At 36.5% G+C, this 18,183-nt stretch carries 13 protein-coding genes, 3 pseudogenes and 1 riboswitch; of the genes and pseudogenes, 13 read left to right on the top strand and 3 right to left on the bottom strand.

Going from position 1 to position 18,183, the window contains the following annotated elements; all coding sequences use genetic code 11:
• Positions 1-6 precede the first annotated feature (6 nt).
• The 9 genes and pseudogenes from budA (at position 7) to QM017_RS06980 (ending at position 12,205) form a co-directional block, all read left to right on the top strand.
• Complete coding sequence (gene budA / locus QM017_RS07020) at positions 7-726, top strand: acetolactate decarboxylase (RefSeq protein ID WP_282709257.1); 720 nt, start codon at positions 7-9, stop codon at positions 724-726.
• Positions 727-786: 60 nt separating this feature from the next.
• Positions 787-968, top strand: a riboswitch (Lysine riboswitch).
• A 147-nt stretch (positions 969-1,115) separates the two neighbouring features.
• Positions 1,116-2,573: an amino acid permease gene (locus QM017_RS07015; RefSeq protein WP_282709256.1), complete on the top strand. Its 1,458-nt coding sequence runs from the start codon at positions 1,116-1,118 to the stop codon at positions 2,571-2,573.
• 195 nt (positions 2,574-2,768) lie between these two features.
• Entirely contained in the window at positions 2,769-4,076 is a 1,308-nt protein-coding gene (locus tag QM017_RS07010; protein ID WP_282709254.1) for an NCS2 family permease, read from the top strand.
• A gap of 204 nt (positions 4,077-4,280) precedes the next feature.
• Complete coding sequence (locus tag QM017_RS07005) at positions 4,281-4,889, top strand: NADPH-dependent FMN reductase (protein WP_282709253.1); 609 nt, start codon at positions 4,281-4,283, stop codon at positions 4,887-4,889.
• Between the two features lie 15 nt (positions 4,890-4,904).
• Positions 4,905-5,444: pseudogene (locus QM017_RS07000) on the top strand (NADPH-dependent FMN reductase); the annotation flags it as partial.
• Between the two features lie 515 nt (positions 5,445-5,959).
• Complete coding sequence (locus QM017_RS06995; RefSeq protein ID WP_282709252.1) at positions 5,960-7,954, top strand: ABC transporter ATP-binding protein/permease; 1,995 nt, start codon at positions 5,960-5,962, stop codon at positions 7,952-7,954.
• Positions 7,955-7,965: 11 nt separating this feature from the next.
• On the top strand, positions 7,966-8,604 hold the full coding sequence (locus QM017_RS06990) for a TetR family transcriptional regulator (RefSeq protein ID WP_282709251.1): 639 nt from the start codon (positions 7,966-7,968) through the stop codon (positions 8,602-8,604).
• Positions 8,605-8,630: 26 nt separating this feature from the next.
• Positions 8,631-10,361, top strand: coding sequence for an ABC transporter ATP-binding protein (locus QM017_RS06985; RefSeq protein ID WP_282709250.1), 1,731 nt, complete (start codon positions 8,631-8,633; stop codon positions 10,359-10,361).
• The gene (locus tag QM017_RS06980) at positions 10,361-12,205 is read left to right on the top strand and encodes an ABC transporter ATP-binding protein (protein ID WP_282709249.1); all 1,845 of its coding nucleotides are present in this window, start codon (positions 10,361-10,363) and stop codon (positions 12,203-12,205) included. The genes QM017_RS06985 and QM017_RS06980 overlap by 1 nt, the downstream gene beginning before the upstream one ends.
• A gap of 53 nt (positions 12,206-12,258) precedes the next feature.
• Here the strand turns inward: QM017_RS06980 and dhaM are convergent, their stop codons facing one another.
• The 3 genes and pseudogenes from dhaM to dhaK form a co-directional block, all read right to left on the bottom strand.
• Positions 12,259-12,627 (bottom strand): dihydroxyacetone kinase phosphoryl donor subunit DhaM, encoded by a 369-nt coding sequence (dhaM, locus tag QM017_RS06975; RefSeq protein WP_282709248.1) that lies wholly within the window; start codon positions 12,625-12,627, stop codon positions 12,259-12,261.
• A pseudogene (locus tag QM017_RS06970) lies at positions 12,627-12,955 on the bottom strand (DAK2 domain-containing protein); the annotation flags it as partial. The gene dhaM and the pseudogene QM017_RS06970, both read right to left, overlap by 1 nt.
• Positions 12,936-13,921 (bottom strand): annotated as a pseudogene (dhaK, locus tag QM017_RS06965) (dihydroxyacetone kinase subunit DhaK). The pseudogenes QM017_RS06970 and dhaK, both read right to left, overlap by 20 nt.
• Positions 13,922-14,277: 356 nt before the next feature.
• On the opposite strand from dhaK, the gene QM017_RS06960 reads away from it, so the two are divergent.
• From QM017_RS06960 to murF, 4 genes are all read left to right on the top strand, one after another.
• A complete protein-coding gene (locus QM017_RS06960) occupies positions 14,278-14,712 on the top strand; it encodes a GNAT family N-acetyltransferase (protein WP_282709247.1) in 435 nt (144 codons plus the stop codon).
• A gap of 329 nt (positions 14,713-15,041) precedes the next feature.
• A complete protein-coding gene (locus QM017_RS06955; protein ID WP_282709246.1) occupies positions 15,042-15,599 on the top strand; it encodes a LemA family protein in 558 nt (185 codons plus the stop codon).
• 21 nt (positions 15,600-15,620) lie between these two features.
• Positions 15,621-16,505, top strand: coding sequence for a zinc metalloprotease HtpX (htpX, locus tag QM017_RS06950; RefSeq protein WP_282709245.1), 885 nt, complete (start codon positions 15,621-15,623; stop codon positions 16,503-16,505).
• A gap of 186 nt (positions 16,506-16,691) precedes the next feature.
• The gene (gene murF / locus QM017_RS06945; RefSeq protein ID WP_282709244.1) at positions 16,692-18,059 is read left to right on the top strand and encodes a UDP-N-acetylmuramoyl-tripeptide--D-alanyl-D-alanine ligase; all 1,368 of its coding nucleotides are present in this window, start codon (positions 16,692-16,694) and stop codon (positions 18,057-18,059) included.
• Positions 18,060-18,183 lie beyond the last annotated feature (124 nt).

Raw genomic sequence — 18,183 nt, 5'->3', positions numbered from 1 at the left:
GAAAACATGCAAAAAGACACGAAAAAAATGTATCAACATGGCACCTTGGCTTTACTTGTGCCTGGCTTATATGATGGTACACAAAGCATAGGTGAACTTTTAAAACACGGTGATTATGGAATCGGAACTGCCCAAGGTTTAGGGGGAGAGATGATTGTATTTGATGGTGTGGCTTATTTAGTGTTAAACACTGGTGAAGTTCAAGTTTTAACTGACGATGTGTTGACACCTTTTGCAACAGTTCATTTTAATGACGAAAATTCAGCTACTCAAACAGTGAGTGAACTTGATTTTAAACAACTAACGCAAAAAATTTTGGCACAACACGCCTATCAAAACATCTTTTTTGCCGTAACATTACGTGGAAAATTTAAGTATATGAAAACTAGAGCTGTGGCTAAACAAGCTAAACCATATCCACCATTAGTTGCAGTTGCTGATAAACAAAGTGTCTTTGAAGCAAATGAAACTACTGGTACAGTTGTGGGATATTATGCACCACAGTTGTTTGAAGGCATGGCTGTTGCTGGTTTTCATTTGCATTATTTGGATGATAAACATGAGATGGGTGGTCATATCTTAGACTTTACGATTCAAGAAGCAAAGTTAAGTTTGCAGCCATTTTCAAGTGTTGAACAACATTTTCCAATCGAAGATCCGACTTTTATGCAAACAGATTTTGAATTAGATGGACTATCTAAGCAAATTCGCCAAGCTGAAAGTTAATTGGAATGAAAATTAAGTAAAAAAGACTTGTTTTTTCAGAAAACTTAGTTATAATAAAAGATATCGAAAAGAGGTCGCACAAACCAAGAGTAGCCTTTAAGAGCCTGTAAAGAGGTCATGACTAGAGGTGAAAGGGGTAAGTGCCGAAGTAAGCCAAGACTTTACGCTTGGTTTGCTGGGGTTTAGTTTAAGAGACTAAACACTGTCGCAGTCACATCAGACTACGGAGCGCTGTCGAGATTTATGAGGCTTTTTATGCTATTTAGAAGATAACGATAGAAAAACGCGAGCGTGACCTTTTTACGAAGGCACGCTCTTTTTATTACCGCACGTTTGTCATAGCTGGTTGTTGTTTTTTAGACCTCAATAAAATTTAGGAGGTTTGCCTCATGGCAAAAGAAAATAATGTTAAAAGAACACTTAAGACACGTCATTTATCGATGATTGCATTAGGCGGAAGTATTGGGACAGGGTTATTTGTTGCAAGTGGATCGGCCATTTCAACTGCTGGACCAGGAGGAGCTTTGGTTGCATATATTGGAATCGGGTTAATGGTGTATTTTTTGATGACATCTCTAGGTGAGATGGCTACTTATCTTCCGGTTACCGGATCGTTTGCGACTTATGCACGGCGTTTTGTTGATCCTGCGTTTGGCTTTGCGATGGGCTGGAATTATTGGTTTAACTGGGCGATTACGCTAGCCGTTGATGTATCAACGGTGGCGTTGGTGCTTGGCTTTTGGTTTCCTCACGTACCAGGGTGGATTTTTAGTTTAGGGGCTTTAACAATCGTTTTTTTAATCAATGCTTTATCTGTGCGTTCTTTTGGCGAAATGGAATATTGGATGTCATTGATTAAAGTTGTGACAGTTATTATCTTTTTAGTGGTAGGTTTCTTAACAATTTTTGGAATTATGGGTGGTCATGCGACATATCTAGAAAACTTTGTCTATAAGGATGCACCATTTGTCGGTGGAGTACCGGCGATCTTGAGTGTTTTTGTTGTGGCTGGTTTTTCGTTTCAAGGAACTGAATTGATTGGAATTACGGCAGGTGAATCTAAAACGCCAGAAAAGAGTATTCCTAAGGCAATTAAACAAGTCTTTTGGAGAATCTTACTTTTCTACATTTTATCAATTTTTGTAATTGCAGCCTTGTTGCCATATACAAGTCCTAATTTATTAGGTTCGGATGCTTCAGATATTGCAATTAGTCCGTTTACCTTAGTCTTTAAGCGTGCTGGTTTGGCTTCGGCAGCAGCCGTGATGAATGCAGTTATTTTAACTTCTGTTTTATCTGCTGCAAATTCAGGAATGTATGCTTCAACGCGAATGTTGTTTGCCTTGAGTGTTACAGGTGATGCACCAAAGATCTTTAGTCGTGTTAATAATCATGGTATTCCAATTTTTGCTTTACTTGGAACAACGGTAATTGGCTTATTTACTTTCTTGGCAAGTATTTTTGGCACACGTGTATATAGCTTTTTAGTAAGTGCAAGTGGGTTGACGGGCTTTATTGCTTGGGTTGGTATTGCTTTGGCACACTATCGTTTCAGACGTGCATTTAAAGCACAAGGCCACGACTTAAGCGAATTACGCTATAAAGCTAAATGGTTCCCAATCGGACCACTCTTAGCATTATTCTTATGTATTTTAGTCATTATTGGCCAAGATGTTAAGTCGTTTACTAACTTCGATTGGAAAGCGATCGCTGTAACTTATATGTCAGTACCGCTATTTTTAATTTTGTATCTTTACTATAAGATTAGATATAAAACAAAATTGATTCCATTAGAAGAAATTGATTTAACTGCACATAATATTGAGGATGAAAAAAATAATATTTAATAAAAAAGCACGGTTCACCGTGCTTTTTTAATGTTTGTTATTTCTAAAGTAGGCTAAGCGCTTTATGTTTTTTATCCATAAAAACCGAACAAAAAAAGATATCTTGGGATTAAAAAAAGCTATTTACATACTATGAAAACATAAGGTATAGTAAATAAGTATTTTATTTTAACTATAAAACGAGGAGATTTTAAGGTGAAAACATTTATCACTAACTTTTTTAAGCTTGATGAATTAAATACGACAATTAAACGTGAAATCTTGGCAGGTTTTACGACCTTTATTTCGATGGCATATATCTTGTTTGTCAATCCAAGTATTTTAGGTGCTTCTGGAATGGATAAAGGAGCTGTTTTTACGGCAACAGCGCTAGCAAGTGCTTTAGGCTGTGTTTTAATGGGGATCCGCGCTAAATATCCAATTGCTACTGCGCCAAGTTTAGGAATTAATGCCTTTTTTGCATATTCAGTTTGTATCGGAATGAAGATTCCTTGGCAAACGACTTTGGCTGGAGTTTTTGTAGCGGCTATTTTATTTGTCATTATTACAATTTTTAATTTACGTGAATTAATCATTGATTCTATTCCGGCTGACTTGAAATATGCGATTTCTGCTGGAATTGGCTTGTTTATTGCTTTTATTGGTTTGCAAGGAGGCAAACTTATTGTTGCTGATGATTCGACATTGGTAAAATTAGGCGCATTTAGCGGTAGTGCTTGGGTGACGATTTTTGGTTTATTATTAGTCGTTATCTTAATGGTGATGAATGTTCCTGGTGCAATTTTTATTGGCATGGTAGTTTCTGCTATTTTTGGAATGATAATGGGATTTATTCCTGTGCCAACGACAATTGTGGCAAGTGTACCAAGTCTTGAACCAACTTTTTTAGTAGCATTAAAGCATCTTGGTGACATCAATTCCTTACAAATGGTAGTCGTTGTCTTAACCTTTTTATTGGTGACTTTCTTTGATACAGCAGGGACATTGGTTGGATTGGCTCATCAAGCTGGTTTCATGAAAGATAACAAGATGCCACGAGTAGGCCAAGCATTGATGTCTGATTCGACTGCGATGCTTGTTGGGTCTTTATTAGGAACCTCACCTGTTGGTGCTTATGTAGAATCCTCAGCGGGAATTGCTGTGGGAGGACGTTCTGGTTTAACAGCGGTCACAACCGGGATTTTATTTATCTTTGGTTTGTTCTTTTCACCATTGCTTGCAGTGGTAACTTCAGAAGTAACCGCACCTGCGTTAATTATTGTGGGAGTATTAATGGCACAAAATATGGCTAAGGTTAACTGGTCTAAGTTAGAGATTGCTATTCCAGCCTTTTTGATTATTGCAACAATGCCATTGACATATAGTATCTCAGATGGTTTGGCTTTGGGATGTATCGTTTATCCGATAACAATGCTTGCTGCTAAGCGTCACAAAGAAGTTCCACCGCTGATGTATGCAATGTTTTTTGTCTTTATCGTATTCTTTTGGATTTTAAATGTCTAAGTAAAAGTGAGGCTAAAGTCTCACTTTTTTATTTCCTTATTTATAGAAAAATTATTTAAATGTCTTTTGTTTATCTATACGTTTTTTTAGGTAAAAGCGTTGACATTGCGCGAAGATTGAGTGTATTATTTCGTTGTATCAAAATGTGAAAAGTAACACAAAACTAAATATTTTTACAGTATCTAGAAAGGATTTGAATAAGAAATGAAATATTTGATTGGTTTAGTTGGAGCTAACTCAAAAGCTTCTACCAACCGTAAATTATTACAATACATGCAAAAACATTTTGCCAACCAAGCACAAATTGAATTGGTTGAAATTAAAGATTTTCCACTCTTTAACAAACCAGCCGATAAAACATTACCTGATTGTGTCAAAGTAGTATCTGAAAAAATCGCGGCTAGTGATGGTGTCATCATTGCAACACCAGAGTACGATCATGCAGTACCAGCTTCTTTGATTAATGCTTTAAATTGGTTATCTTACGGCAATTTTCCATTTGTCGATCAACCGGTGATGATTGTTGGGGCGTCTTATGGAACATTAGGTTCTTCAAGAGCGCAAATGCATTTACGCCAAATCTTAGATGCACCAGAATTAAAGGCACGTATCATGCCAAGTTCCGAATTTTTATTGGGGCATTCGTTAAGTGCTTTTGATGAAGATGGAAACTTGAACAATAGTGAAATGGTGGCTAAGATAGATGGTTTATTTGCAGATTTCATGATCTTTATTCAAATCATCAGCCAATTGCAAAACAGTAAAGAACTTGATAAAAAAGCAGCCGCTGAATTTTCATGGGAAAATATCTAAGAGAGGGTAATTAAGATGAAATTAGTAGGAATTATTGGTTCAAATGCAGAAGTTTCATATAACCGCAAATTGATGCAATACATTGCACGAAGCTATGGTGACATCTGTGAAGTAGAATTGCTAGAAATCAAGGATGTTCCATTGTTTAATCAAGATGAAGATCAAACGCAAAGTACCATCATTCAATTGCTCAATCAAAAAATTACACAAGCTGATGGTGTAATCATCGCCACACCAGAACATAATCATACAGTACCAGCAGCCTTAAAGAGTGTAATTGAGTGGTTATCATACAAGATTCATCCTTTAACGCACAAACCAGTTATGATTGTTGGGGCTTCTTATTATGATCAAGGAACCTCACGTGCACAACTACACTTACGCCAGATCTTGGATGCTCCAGGGGTAAATGCAATGGTTATGCCAGGAAATGAATTTTTGTTAGGAAATGCCAAGCAAGCCTTTGATGAACAAGGAAACTTAAAAGATGAAAAAACGCAAGCTTTCTTGCGCTTGATTTTAGAAAAATTTGTTAACTTTATTAAAGTTGTTGCTCAATTTGATGAATTACAGCAACAAGATTCAAAGATTACACAGATTATTGAAGAATTTAAGCAAGGTAAGCGTGATTATGGATTCACTAAAGATGGCCAAGAAAACTTTGCTAAGATTTATCGTGCTTTACGTGATGATTATGGTAACTATACAGGATATGAAACTTATCCGCTAGATTACCAAGCTTTATTTGAGTGGTATCAAAAAGAAAACCCTGAACTTAAGCAGCTAGCAGCTGTTAAGCAAGGGATTTTGAACGAAGATGATTTTGAAATTTTTGATGATGATTTTGAAATCTACGAAGAAGGTCAAAAAATTAATAGTGCCGAAGAACTCGATAGTGTTTCGGGAGCTTCAGCGAAATAATTATATAAAAGCTTGCTTTTAGCAAGGTGAAAACCTTGCTAAGGCAAGCTTTTTTGGCTAGAAAAGATATTGACAAATTAATATAAATAGTATATTATGACAAGGTGTCATATGACAGGTTGTCATATAGTGAGAGGAGGCTTTATTAGATGGGATTATTAGAATTGCATAATGTAACCAAAAACTATAAGCTTGCAGGTGGCGGAGAATTTCAGGCCCTTAAAGGGATTAATGCAAGTTTTGAAGCTGGTGAATTAGTTGCAATTGTTGGTGAATCAGGCAGCGGTAAGTCAACTTTGATGAATTTAATCGGTGGCTTAGATTCGGATTTTGGTGGTCAAATTCTTTACCAGAAACGTAATTTGGCTGAGTATAATCAACAAGAATTGGTAGATTATCACAAAAAAAGCATAGGGTTTATTTTCCAAAACTTTAATTTGATTCCTCATCTTAATTTGCTAGATAATGTTGCACTTGCAATGACTTTGTCTAATGAGGATACAAAAAAGCGTGAGATGCGTGCAAAAGAGTTATTAACGCAAGTAGGATTAGGAGATCATTTGTATAAGCGTCCAGATCAAATTTCTGGTGGTCAAAAGCAACGAGTAGCAATTGCTAGAGCTTTAGTTAATGATCCTGATGTAATTATTGCTGATGAACCAACTGGGGCGCTTGATGCTCAAACTACCGATGTTATTTTAAAGATGATACAAAATATTGCTAAAGCAGGTAAGCTAGTTTTGATGGTGACGCACTCAGATAAGGTTGCAAGTCATTGTAGTCGAATTTTACGAATCGACAATGGTAACCTAATTAGCGATACATATCAAAAAGAGGCGACTATGCCTAAAGCTTTAGCGTCAACTACTTTTAAGAGTTGCAAGAATATGAGCTTTACAAAAGCACTACGGTTAGCTTTTTTGAATATGAAAGCCAAGCTTAGTCGTAATTTATTGGTAGCACTTGGTTCAAGTATTGGAATCATGTCGGTAGTCTTGATGTTGTCTTTAGGAAAAGGTGTGACTAGCTATGTCAAAGGGACAATGAAGTCTTATACCAACCCTAATATCACTGAGGTTCATAAAAAGTCTAGTGCACAAGAACAGATGCAAAACGGGCAGATGCAAGTCTCAAAAGAAGACATTGCCAAACAACAACAAAATCAAATGGCTGCTCTAACAGGGACTAGTCAAGCTATGGCTTTTAGTGCTAAAGATCAAGCTAAATTGGCAAAAATCAAACATGTTGATCGATTAGAGTTAGGATACAGTGCTTTTTCATTAGGAACTAATAGCGTTTCGTATCAGAAAAATTCAGCTAAGATTATGATGCTACAAACTATTTCTTCTAGCATTGCTAAAGCAAATGTTAAGCAAGGAAAGTTTCCTGGTAAAAATGAGATTATGTTGGATAAGACAACAGCTGATTTGCTTGGGAAAAATATTGTAGGTAAGACAGTTACACTTAATCTTAAGCTGGGCGATGCGGATATTACCAAGAATTATCGGGTTTCAGGGTTATATGAACAAGAAGGCAATGCCACAATGAGTACGTTATTTGTGCGTTATCAAGATTTAAAGCAATTGTTTAAAGAGTACAATCAAACTCTAAAACCCAATACAATCTATCTATACACTAAGGATAAAGAAAATACTGCTAAGATCAAAGAAAAAGTCAAGAAGATGGGTTATACCGGATCGATGCAAGAGACGATGACCGAAATGTTTTCACAAATGTTAGACATCTTAACTTATGTTTTGACTGCGATTGCGGCTGTATCACTTGTTGTATCGGCTATTATGATTTTAGTAGTTTTAAATATCTCGGTAGTTGAACGGACAAAAGAAATTGGAGTATTAAAAGCCTTAGGAGCTAGAAAAAAAGATATCAGTCGAATCTTTGTAGCCGAAGCCTTTTTGATTGGCTTGGGTGCTGGAATCTTGGGTGTTTTTGTGACTTATATTTTAGGCCTTGGAATCAATCATGTTACACAAACAGCCTATCAAGTTAACGTTGTAGCCGTTAGTTGGCAATATGTTTTGGCTGGGATATTGTTGAGTGTCATCATCAGTATGTTAGCAAGTCTTATGCCTGCTAGTCGTGCAGCACGGCTCGATCCAGTGGAGGCTTTACGCAAAGAATAGGAGGAAAGAAGATGCCTAAGCAAACTTTTTTCAATATTAGTCCAGAAAAAAAGCAACGTTTGCTGGCGGCTGCTTGCAAGGAATTTTCACAAGTTAGTTTTAATGATGCCTCGATTAATCGTATCATCAAAGAAGCACAAATTCCGCGAGGCAGTTTTTATCAATATTTTGAAGATAAGCAAGATTTATATTTATATTTTGCAAGTGGGATGAAAAATGAGTTACAAGCTTCGTTTTTAACAAGCTTGCAACATCATCAAGGGGATTTATTTGCAACGATTAAAGACGGTACGAATGCGATGAAAGTCAATGTTCTTAGCAAGGAGTATACGGACTTTTTTAGATTAGCTATTGAAAGTCGGGATTATCGTTTATTACTACGTGAATTGCGGCGTGAAAAATATAAATCAAAAGATACCGATAAGATGGACTTTTTACAACAGGTCTATCAAAATTGTGATTTAAAAATGTTAAAAGTCGAGACTTATGAAGAATTTAGAGCCTTGATGTCGCTAGTCATGACATGTTTGGTACACTCACTTGAGGCTGTTTATGCAGTGACGGATAAGGGAACTAAAATCGATGGTCAATTGGTTGCACAAAAATTTTATTGGATGATAGATATGCTTCAATTTGGAGCGAAAAACTAATGAATTAAGAATGGAGGATAAGATGAATGTTTAAACTAATTAAGAGTAGAATCTCATGGTTAGCCGTTTTCATCGGTACCGCCTTTATGTTTGTCCAAGTTATCTGTGACTTGAATTTGCCAAATTTAACATCAGATATAATTAATAACGGGGTTGCTAAAGGTGATACTAATTATATCTGGCAAGTTGGTTTTAAAATGATTGGGATTGCTTTGATTGGGATTATTGCTGCTGTGGGCAATGTTTATTTTGCAGCGACACAAGCACAAAAGCTTGGTTCACGGTTACGCAATGAAATCTTTAAGAAAGTCATTCATTATTCAAATAATGAATTTGACGATATTGGATCGGCATCCTTGATTACTAGAACGACTAACGATGTTTTACAGATTCAAAATGTGATGGTTATGATGCTACGGATGATGATCCAATCACCATTGATGTTGATTGGGGCAACTATCATGGCTTATCATAGCGAAAAGAAATTAACTTGGATTTTTATGGTCTCTGTCCCATTACTTTTAATAGCAATTGGATGCGTGATGTATTTTGCAGTTCCTTTATTTAAACGTCTGCAAAAATTGATTGATAATATTAACTTAGTCTTTCGTGAAGGCTTGACGGGGGTGCGTGTAATTCGAGCTTTTCGTCAAGATCAATTTGAACAAGAACGCTTCGATGATGCCAATAAAGAATATACTAAAACTGGGATTAAAGTTTTTAGTATTGTTTCATTGAACTTTCCAATCATGACTTTAATCTTAAATGGAACTAACATTGGAATTGTTTGGTTTGGGGCACACATGATTGGTGATATGCAAATGCAAGTCGGCAATTTAGTATCATTTATGACTTATGCCACAATGATTTTGTTTAGTTTCATGATGCTTTCAATGATTTTTGTTTTTGTACCACGTGCACAAGCTGCAGCTAGCCGAATTAATCAAGTTTTAGATGAAGAATTTTCAATTACAGATCCAGATAACACACAAGAATATACTAGCGATGTTAAGAGTAGCTTGGAATTTAAAAACGTCAATTTCCGCTATAAGAGTGCTGAAAAATTAGCGTTAGAAAATGTCAACTTTATTGCAAAAGCAGGGCAAACAGTAGCTATTATCGGTGGAACTGGTTCGGGTAAATCAACATTGATTAACCTAATTCCAAGATTATACGATATCGAAAGTGGTGCAGTATTGCTTGATGGTCAATCTGTTAGCGCGGTTAGTCAAAAGGATTTACATGATAAAGTGGCGTTTGTACAACAAAAAGCAGTCTTGTTTAAAGGGACAATTCGTAGCAACATGTTGTTTGGCAAACCAGATGCTAGTGATGAAGAAATTTGGCGAGCACTAGAGATTGCACAAGCTAAAGATTTTGTTGATGAATTACCAGATGGATTAGATGCGATTGTTGAACAAAACGGGGATAATTTTTCTGGTGGTCAAAAGCAACGGTTAGCGATTGCACGTGCCTTAGTCAAAAATGCTTCGGTTTATGTCTTTGATGATTCATTTTCTGCACTTGACTTTAAGACTGATGCCAAATTACGTTTGGCATTACGCAACGATCCACAGATGCAACAAAGTGTGGTTGTCATCGTGGCTCAACGTGTTTCAACGGTTACGCAAGCCGATGAAATCTTGGTCTTAGACGAAGGTAAAGTCGTTGGTCAAGGTACACATGAAGAGTTGAAAAAGACTAATCCAACGTATCAAGAAATTGTCCAATCACAAATGAAAGGAGATGACATCTAATGCCAGGACCACACGGAGGCGGTTTTAACCGCGGGCCAAAGCCTAAAGCTAAAGATTTTTGGAAAACAGTACGGCGTTTGATTAACTACATGGGACCATGGAAATGGTATTTTTTGTTAGTGTTTGTTTTTGCAATCGGCTCGGTAATTTTTCAAATCGTCAGTCCTAAGGTTTTAGGAGAGGCGACGACAGAAATTTTTAATGGTGTCAAAAAAGGCTACATCGAATTAAAAATGGGCCAACACGTCACAAGTTTACCAATCAACTATGATAAGATTACTAAAATCTTAGTGACGGTTGCTTGCATGTATGGTGTCTCAGCTATCTTATCATTTGTCCAACAACTCATCATGGCTAATGTTTCACAACGCATTGTCTATAAGTTACGGCAAGATTTAAAGGCTAAGATGCAACGCTTGCCTATTGCTTATTATGATACCCATTCAAATGGTGATGTGATGTCGCGTGCAGTCAACGATATGGATAATATCGGTGGTACATTGCAACAAAGTTTAGCGCAATTAGTTACAAGTATCGTAACCTTTTTTGGTGTATTGTACATGATGCTAACGATTAGTGTTAAATTGACGTTAATTGCATTGTTGACTCTTCCGTTTAGTTTGTTAGTTGTCATGGTTATTGCGCCAAGATCGCAAAGATTTTTTGCAGGCCAACAAAGAAGTTTAGGACTGTTAAACAATCAAGTCGAAGAAAATTATGCTGGGCATACGGTTATTAAGACTTTCAATAAAGAAGACGATGTCATTCAAAACTTTGAAGAAGAAAATAAGAATTATTATTCTTACTCTTGGAAAGCGCAATTTATTTCAAGTTGTATCATGCCTTTGATGAACCTTGTCAAAAATATCGGTTATGTCTTTATCGCTGTTGTCGGTGGAATTTCGGTTGCTAAAAATACGATTGCTTTAGGTGACGTGCAAGCTTTCTTACAATATGTTAACCAATTTAGCCAACCAATCACGCAATTAGCCAATATGGCTAATACGATTCAAGCTACAATCGTTTCTGCCGAACGAATCTTTGAAGTTTTAGACGAAGAAGAGATGAAAGAGACAAATGTAGATGCTGTACAAACAGCTGATGATAACATCATTACATTTGAACACGTGAAATTTGGTTATTCAGATGATAATATCTTGATGAAAGACTTTAATTTCGAAGTCAAGTCAGGTCAAAAAGTGGCGATTGTTGGCCCAACTGGTGCAGGTAAGACAACGTTGATTAACTTGTTAGAACGTTTTTATGACATCAAAGGTGGTTCAATTAGACTAAAAGGGCAAGATACACGAAATATGAGTCGCGAAGATTTACGTAAAAACTTTGCAATGGTGTTACAAGATACTTGGTTGTTTACTGGTACGATTTATGACAATATCAAGTATGGAAGAGAAGATGCAACGCCTGATGAAGTCTATGCTGCCGCTAAAGCAGCGCATGTCGATACATTTGTTCGTCAATTACCAAATGGATATGACACAATTTTAAACGAAGATGCTTCTAATATTTCGCAAGGCCAACGACAATTGTTGACAATTGCGAGGGCATTTTTAGCTTCACCAGAAATCTTAATTCTTGATGAAGCAACTAGTTCGGTTGATACTAGAACAGAAGTCTTGATTCAACAAGCCATGGATCGCTTGTTAGCAAATAGAACAAGTTTTGTTGTAGCGCATCGTTTATCAACAATTCGTGATGCTGATAACATCATCGTTATGAATCACGGATCGATTGTCGAAACCGGTAATCATGATCAATTAATGGCAAAGAAAGGTTTTTATGCCGATCTTTACAACAGTCAATTCATGACGGCAGCAGCCTTATAAAAAAATACTCAAGATTAGTGTTTACTAGTCTTGAGTATTTTTATTTATAAATATTATTTAATTTTTAAAGCTGCAAGTTGTTCTTCGATTTCAGCAAGAGAAACATCGGCTTGTAATAAGGCAGTAGCACTGTATGCACCTTCGATAAAAGCAATATCATAAATATGAATTGTTTTAGTAGTCATTTCACATGCTAATTCAAGATTCATCTTAGCACTGCCTAAATTGTAAAAAGCTAAGATTTCATCGGCAGGATTTTGTTCAAAGGCAGCTAAAATTTTATCAAAGCTAGTGCCTAATTCATCTTCTTGTGTTCCACCAGCAGTTGTCACTGCAACGTTTGCAGCGACTTGTTTTAATAATGCGGCTAAACATTGAGGTATTGCCGGACTATGCGAGACAAGTGTGATACCTAAAGTCATTAAAAAAACTCCTTTGTTTGTAATAAAGCAGTAAATAAATAGCCACTTGATACTGCGCCAGGATCGAGATGACCTTTGGAACGTTCACCTAGATATGATGCACGTCCTTTTTTGGTAATCATTGGTTCGGTAGCTTGCACGGCTTGTTCAATGTCGGTTTGTGTTAGTTGCTTAGTTTTAATCTTAGGTAAAACGGCCTCCCAAACATCAACCATGGTCTTATCATTGCTTTGAGCCCCCTGCGTTTTTTGATACCTGCTAAGGCTGCTTCTAAGAGAGTAGCTAAGTCAGTTGTGTTTGCACTTGCTTTAGCCATTTCTAAATTTGACTGGAGCTTGAAGATATTCTAGCCATTTATCATCGACTAGTTCAAATAAGGTTAGCGAAATACCAGCCATTTCAAGTGATGTCATATAATTACCGACTTTGCTAAAGACCGGAGTAATATTTTTAGCAGCTAAAGCCAAGAAGACATCATTACTAAACACAAATTGTTCCATTAAAGATGTTGCTCCCATACCGTTGATTAAAACGGCATATTTTTTATTAGCATCAAAGTGCATGCATTCATCGAGTTTAGCGATCAATTCTGCAACGAGTTCTTTGGATGGTTTGAGTTTTTCTTTACGATAGCCAGGCTCGCTGTGGATTCCGACACCATATTCAATCTCGTCAGCAGCCAATTCAAAGCCAGGGGTGCCAACTTCAGGAACTGTTGCTGCACTTAAAGCAACTGCTAAAGTATTGATATGAGGCAATACTTCATGAGCCAAAGCGGAAATTTCGGCGAGACTAGCACCGATTTGAGCAGCGGCTCCTAAGATTTTGTGCATGAAAAGTGTACCGGCTACTCCACATTTTCCTTGAGTATAAAGACTATCTTCAACGGCGATATCATCATCAACAACGATATTATCAACGCTGATGCCATCAAGTTCGGCCATATCTTTAGCCATTTCAAAAGTCATCATATCATCTGAATAGTTTTTGATGATTAAAAAGGCCCCACAACCTTGATCTGTTGCTTTGACTGCTTCATAGACTTGGTCTGGTGTTGGTGAAGTAAGGCAACGGCTGCACTTAACGTCCCTGCGCCCACAAAGCCAGTATGGCTTGATTCATGCCCACTTCCACCACCACTAACTAAACCGACTTTGCCTTGCATGGAAGCTTGATCGCTTCTGATTAAGATAGTTGTATCTGGCAATTGTGTTACATAATCTGGATAAGCTTTAACTAGGCCTGCTAACATTTCAGGCACTACATTGCTAGGATCATTGATAATTTTTTTCATGATGAATCATCCTTTCTAGATTAAATGATTTGGTACACCTATATTTTATATAAAGCACTTCCAAAAGATGAATAGATAAATTTTTAGATTATCTGTAGAATTGATAAATATAAATGTTATTTCGTAAATTATTTATTTGGCGATAAGTTTATAAGTGAGTAGATGAACGTCTAAAAGATGGTATTAAAAAAGCTTTTAGATTTCATAAAAAATAAGAAATAATTTAATGAAATTCACTTAGAAAGTGATGATTTTTTATATGTTACAATCTCTTGAAAAAGCAAGATGTAAAAGACTTTAATTAAGAATTTTGTGTTACAATTAAAACGAGACCCTTTTAATGTGAGGTGACAGAATTGTTTACAATAAAAAAGACGACGGATTTAACTAGTGATATTTATAAAGATGCCGTTGTGATTAGAAAAGAAGTGTTCGTCAACGAACAACGTGTACCGCTTGAATTAGAACTAGTCGGCGAGCAAGGACCACTTCATTACGTAGGTTATCTGGCCGAAAAGCCGGTCGCCACAGCTCGTGCTTTTGCAGAAACTGCGCAAAGTTGGCATATTCAACGCGTGGCGGTACTAAAAGACTATCGACATAAAGGTTTGGCTAGCCAACTTTTACAAGCAATCGAACAAGCTGCGCGAAATGAAGGAATTCAAACGTTAACGCTAGGGGCCCAAGATAGTGCCCAAGCTTTCTATCATAAATTAGGTTATCAAGTGGTTGGAGAAGGTTTTTTAGATGCGGGAATTGCACATCATCGTATGGACAAACACCTAGATTAGGACTTGTCAAAAGTTAAAAATTACTATATGATAGTGTCATGCGATGAGTCGAGTCAGACCGGACAAGTTTTTGTCGTGCTGAGGCACCAAGCGGTCTAATCGAATGCGGGGCACAGATGCTACCGGATTGTAGCGTGTCTAGTCATAAATATTGTGGAGTATTTTGACTCATCTAAATTAAATAGGTGCCGCAAGAAAAGCAGGTCAGCAACTAAGCTGACTTGCTTTTTTAATTATTTTTAAACTTGAGTATGAATAGTTGTTTTGAAAAAAAGTTATGTTAAAATGAATTCATAAATTATTTTAAGAAATATGGGGGGATTGAGATAATGATAGCAATTATTTGTATCATCGTAGTGGTAGTTTTAGTTTTAGGTTATATCGGCATTTACAACGGTTTGCAAAAAGCTAAGGTTAATACCGATGAATCATGGAGTCAAATCGATGTGCAACTTAAAAGAAGAAACGATCTGATTCCTAATTTAGTTGAAACGACTAAAGGCTACGCTAAATATGAACAAGAAACACTCCAAAAGGTGATTGCTTTAAGAAATCAAATCGTGCAATTGCCAGCAGATGCTAAGCAAGAAAAAATGGAATTGTCTAATCAAATTAGTGATTCGTTGAAATCTATTTTTGCTTTAAGTGAAAATTATCCAGACCTAAAAGCTAATGAACAATATAAGTTATTGATGGAAGAATTGACTAATACAGAAAACAAGATTTCTTATTCGCGCCAACTTTTCAACAGTTCGGCTGCTTTATATAATCAAAAGTTACTGGTTTTTCCTTCTAACGTGATAGCTAAGATGCATGGTATGCTCAAGGTTGATTATTTAGAAACACCGCAAGAAGAAAAACAAGTACCTAAAGTTTCATTTGATTAATGATGAGTAGGTGAATATCACATGTTATATCAACAAATTGCACAAAACAAACGCAAAACCATCCTGGTGATGGCGGGCTTTTTTGCCTTGGTCTCAGTGATTGGTGCGGCGATTGGAGCGACTTTTTTAAGAAGTTGGCTCTTTGGCTTGGTTTTGGCAATTATTTTAGGCGTTTTTTATGCATTATCGATGATGTCAAACTCGATTGATGTTGTGATGAAGATGAATCGTGCAACTGAAATTACTGATAAACAGCAAGCTCCTGAATTGTGGAATATTATTGAAGATATGGCGTTAGTCGGTAAGGTTTCGATGCCGCGCGTCTTTATCATCGATGATCCAAGCCCCAATGCCTTTGCGACAGGTAACGATCCACAACATTCAGCAGTTGCTGTGACAAAAGGCTTGTTGCAACGGTTGAATCGTGAAGAATTGGAAGGCGTGATTGCCCATGAAGTTTCCCATATTCGCAATTATGATATTCGTTTGCAAACAACAGCTATTGCTTTAACCTCTGCGATTTCACTGTTGGCTTCGATTGGCCAAAGTGCATATTTTTGGGGGGGAGGTCGTAGACGAGACGATGAAGAAAAATCTGGTGGTTTAGAATTATTGTTTAGTATCTTAGCCATCTTAGCAATTATCTTAGGGCCAATAGCAGCGACTCTTGTGCAAATGGCTTTATCACGGAATCGGGAATATTTGGCAGATGCTTCAGCTGTTGAACTAACTAGAAATCCATATGGCTTAATTAGTGCATTACAAAAGATTTCTAATAGTGAACCGATGCAACATGTCGATCAAAGCAGCGCAGCATTATATATTACTAATCCGCTTAAAGGTAAAGATTTGTTTGCAACACATCCGCCGATTCAAGAACGAATTGAAAGACTTCAAAAAATGTAAAAGAAGACCGATTTTTTGACTAGTTAATAGTTAGAAAAACGGTCTTTTTAGTGCATTTATTAAAAGAAAAATTTAAGTCTTTTTGTACTAAATTTCTCTAGTGTGTTACAATGTTTGAGAAATAATAAAGTTAAACGATAAATTTAAACTTAATTTAAACTGCGTATTTGAAAGGAAGAACCAAAGATGAAGATGCAATTAACGGAAATCGCACGTGCTTTAGGAGTACAAGTTCCTGAACAGTGGCAAGAAGTTACTGTGACGAGTGTGTGTTTTGATAGTCGTCAATTGAAGCCAGGAGCTTTATTTGTTCCATTGCTAGGGGAAACTGATGGACATAATTATTTAGCAAATGCGTATGAAAAAGGTGCAGTAGCTACTTTATGGCAAGCAGACCATGAAAATTATCCAACGCAATTACCTGCTTTGATTGTGCATGATACATTGAAAGCTTTACAAAGATTAGGTAAGTATTATTTACAAAAAATCAATCCAAAAATTGTAGCAGTTACTGGTAGCAATGGCAAAACAACGACTAAAGATATGATTGCTGCTGTTTTACAGGAAAAATATAACGTTCAAAAGACCTATGCAAACTTTAACAATGAAATAGGTGTTCCGTTAACATGTTTATCTATGGAACCAAATACGGAAATTTTAGTTGTTGAAATGGGAATGGATCATTTTGGACAGTTAGATGAATTAAGTCGTTTAGTCGAACCAGACGTTGCTGTAATTACAATGATTGGGGAAGCTCATATTGAATTTTTCCAAACGCGTGCTCGAATTGCTGATGCCAAAATGGAAATTATACATGGCTTAAAAGAAGATGGCTGGTTAATTTATAATGGAGATGAACCGTTGTTAACAAGCCGCTGCAAGCAACTTGACAATCAACAAGCAACATTTGGTTTAAGTGATACTAATACCTTATGGGCTAAAGATATTATAAGTCAAGCAACTCAGACACATTTTAAGACAGCCGGTTGGTTTGAAGAAGAATTTATGATTCCAATGATTGGTCAATACAATGTCAACAATGCTTTAGCTGCTTTGTGTGTAGGACGTAAATTCCATGTCAAGCCAAAAGAAATGCAACAAGCATTGGCTAAGGTTTCTTTGACTAAGAATAGAACACAGTGGCTAACTGCTTTTAATGATGCAAAAATCTTAAGTGATGTTTACAATTCAAATCCAACCGCATGTAAAGAAGTTTTACGTGCCTTTCAGGAAGTTAATGTAGCTGGTAAAAGACTAGTGGTTCTTGGCGATATGTTGGAACTAGGTGATGATGCTGCTAAGATGCATGCTGATTTGGCAGATGAAATTGATTCAGCTAAAATTAGTGATGTTTATTTATGTGGTGAATTAATGCAAAACTTAGGTCAAGCATTACAAGCTAAATTTGCACCAAAAGCCATTCATCAATACGCAAAAGAAGATAAAGCTCAATTAGCTAGCGAGTTAAAGGATAACTTAACAAGTGCTGATGCTGTCATGTTAAAAGGAAGTCATGGTATACATTTAGAAGAAATTGTGGCACAACTTGTTTAAATAAATTGCTAAAAAGTCATGATAGTGGTAATATAAGAAGAATACTGACTTAAAAAGTCTAGGTAATACCTTTACAAGACAGATCGCATTAGAAAAATTTCCGAGCTGTGTTGTAGGGAGTCTC

The sequence above is a fragment of the Ligilactobacillus sp. Marseille-Q7487 genome (assembly GCF_949152225.1).
Classification (GTDB): domain Bacteria; phylum Bacillota; class Bacilli; order Lactobacillales; family Lactobacillaceae; genus Ligilactobacillus.
Note: the sequence above shows the minus strand (reverse complement) of the source record. Positions and strands in the feature narration are given on the sequence as shown.

Coding starts and splice junctions, on each gene's coding strand:
- budA (WP_282709257.1), top strand. CDS start 7: ATGCAAAAAGACACGAAAAAAATGTATCAACATGGCACCTTGGCTTTA.
- QM017_RS07015 (WP_282709256.1), top strand. CDS start 1,116: ATGGCAAAAGAAAATAATGTTAAAAGAACACTTAAGACACGTCATTTA.
- QM017_RS07005 (WP_282709253.1), top strand. CDS start 4,281: ATGAAATATTTGATTGGTTTAGTTGGAGCTAACTCAAAAGCTTCTACC.
- QM017_RS06995 (WP_282709252.1), top strand. CDS start 5,960: ATGGGATTATTAGAATTGCATAATGTAACCAAAAACTATAAGCTTGCA.
- QM017_RS06990 (WP_282709251.1), top strand. CDS start 7,966: ATGCCTAAGCAAACTTTTTTCAATATTAGTCCAGAAAAAAAGCAACGT.
- QM017_RS06985 (WP_282709250.1), top strand. CDS start 8,631: ATGTTTAAACTAATTAAGAGTAGAATCTCATGGTTAGCCGTTTTCATC.
- QM017_RS06980 (WP_282709249.1), top strand. CDS start 10,361: ATGCCAGGACCACACGGAGGCGGTTTTAACCGCGGGCCAAAGCCTAAA.
- dhaM (WP_282709248.1), bottom strand. CDS start 12,627: ATGACTTTAGGTATCACACTTGTCTCGCATAGTCCGGCAATACCTCAA.
- QM017_RS06955 (WP_282709246.1), top strand. CDS start 15,042: ATGATAGCAATTATTTGTATCATCGTAGTGGTAGTTTTAGTTTTAGGT.
- htpX (WP_282709245.1), top strand. CDS start 15,621: ATGTTATATCAACAAATTGCACAAAACAAACGCAAAACCATCCTGGTG.
- murF (WP_282709244.1), top strand. CDS start 16,692: ATGAAGATGCAATTAACGGAAATCGCACGTGCTTTAGGAGTACAAGTT.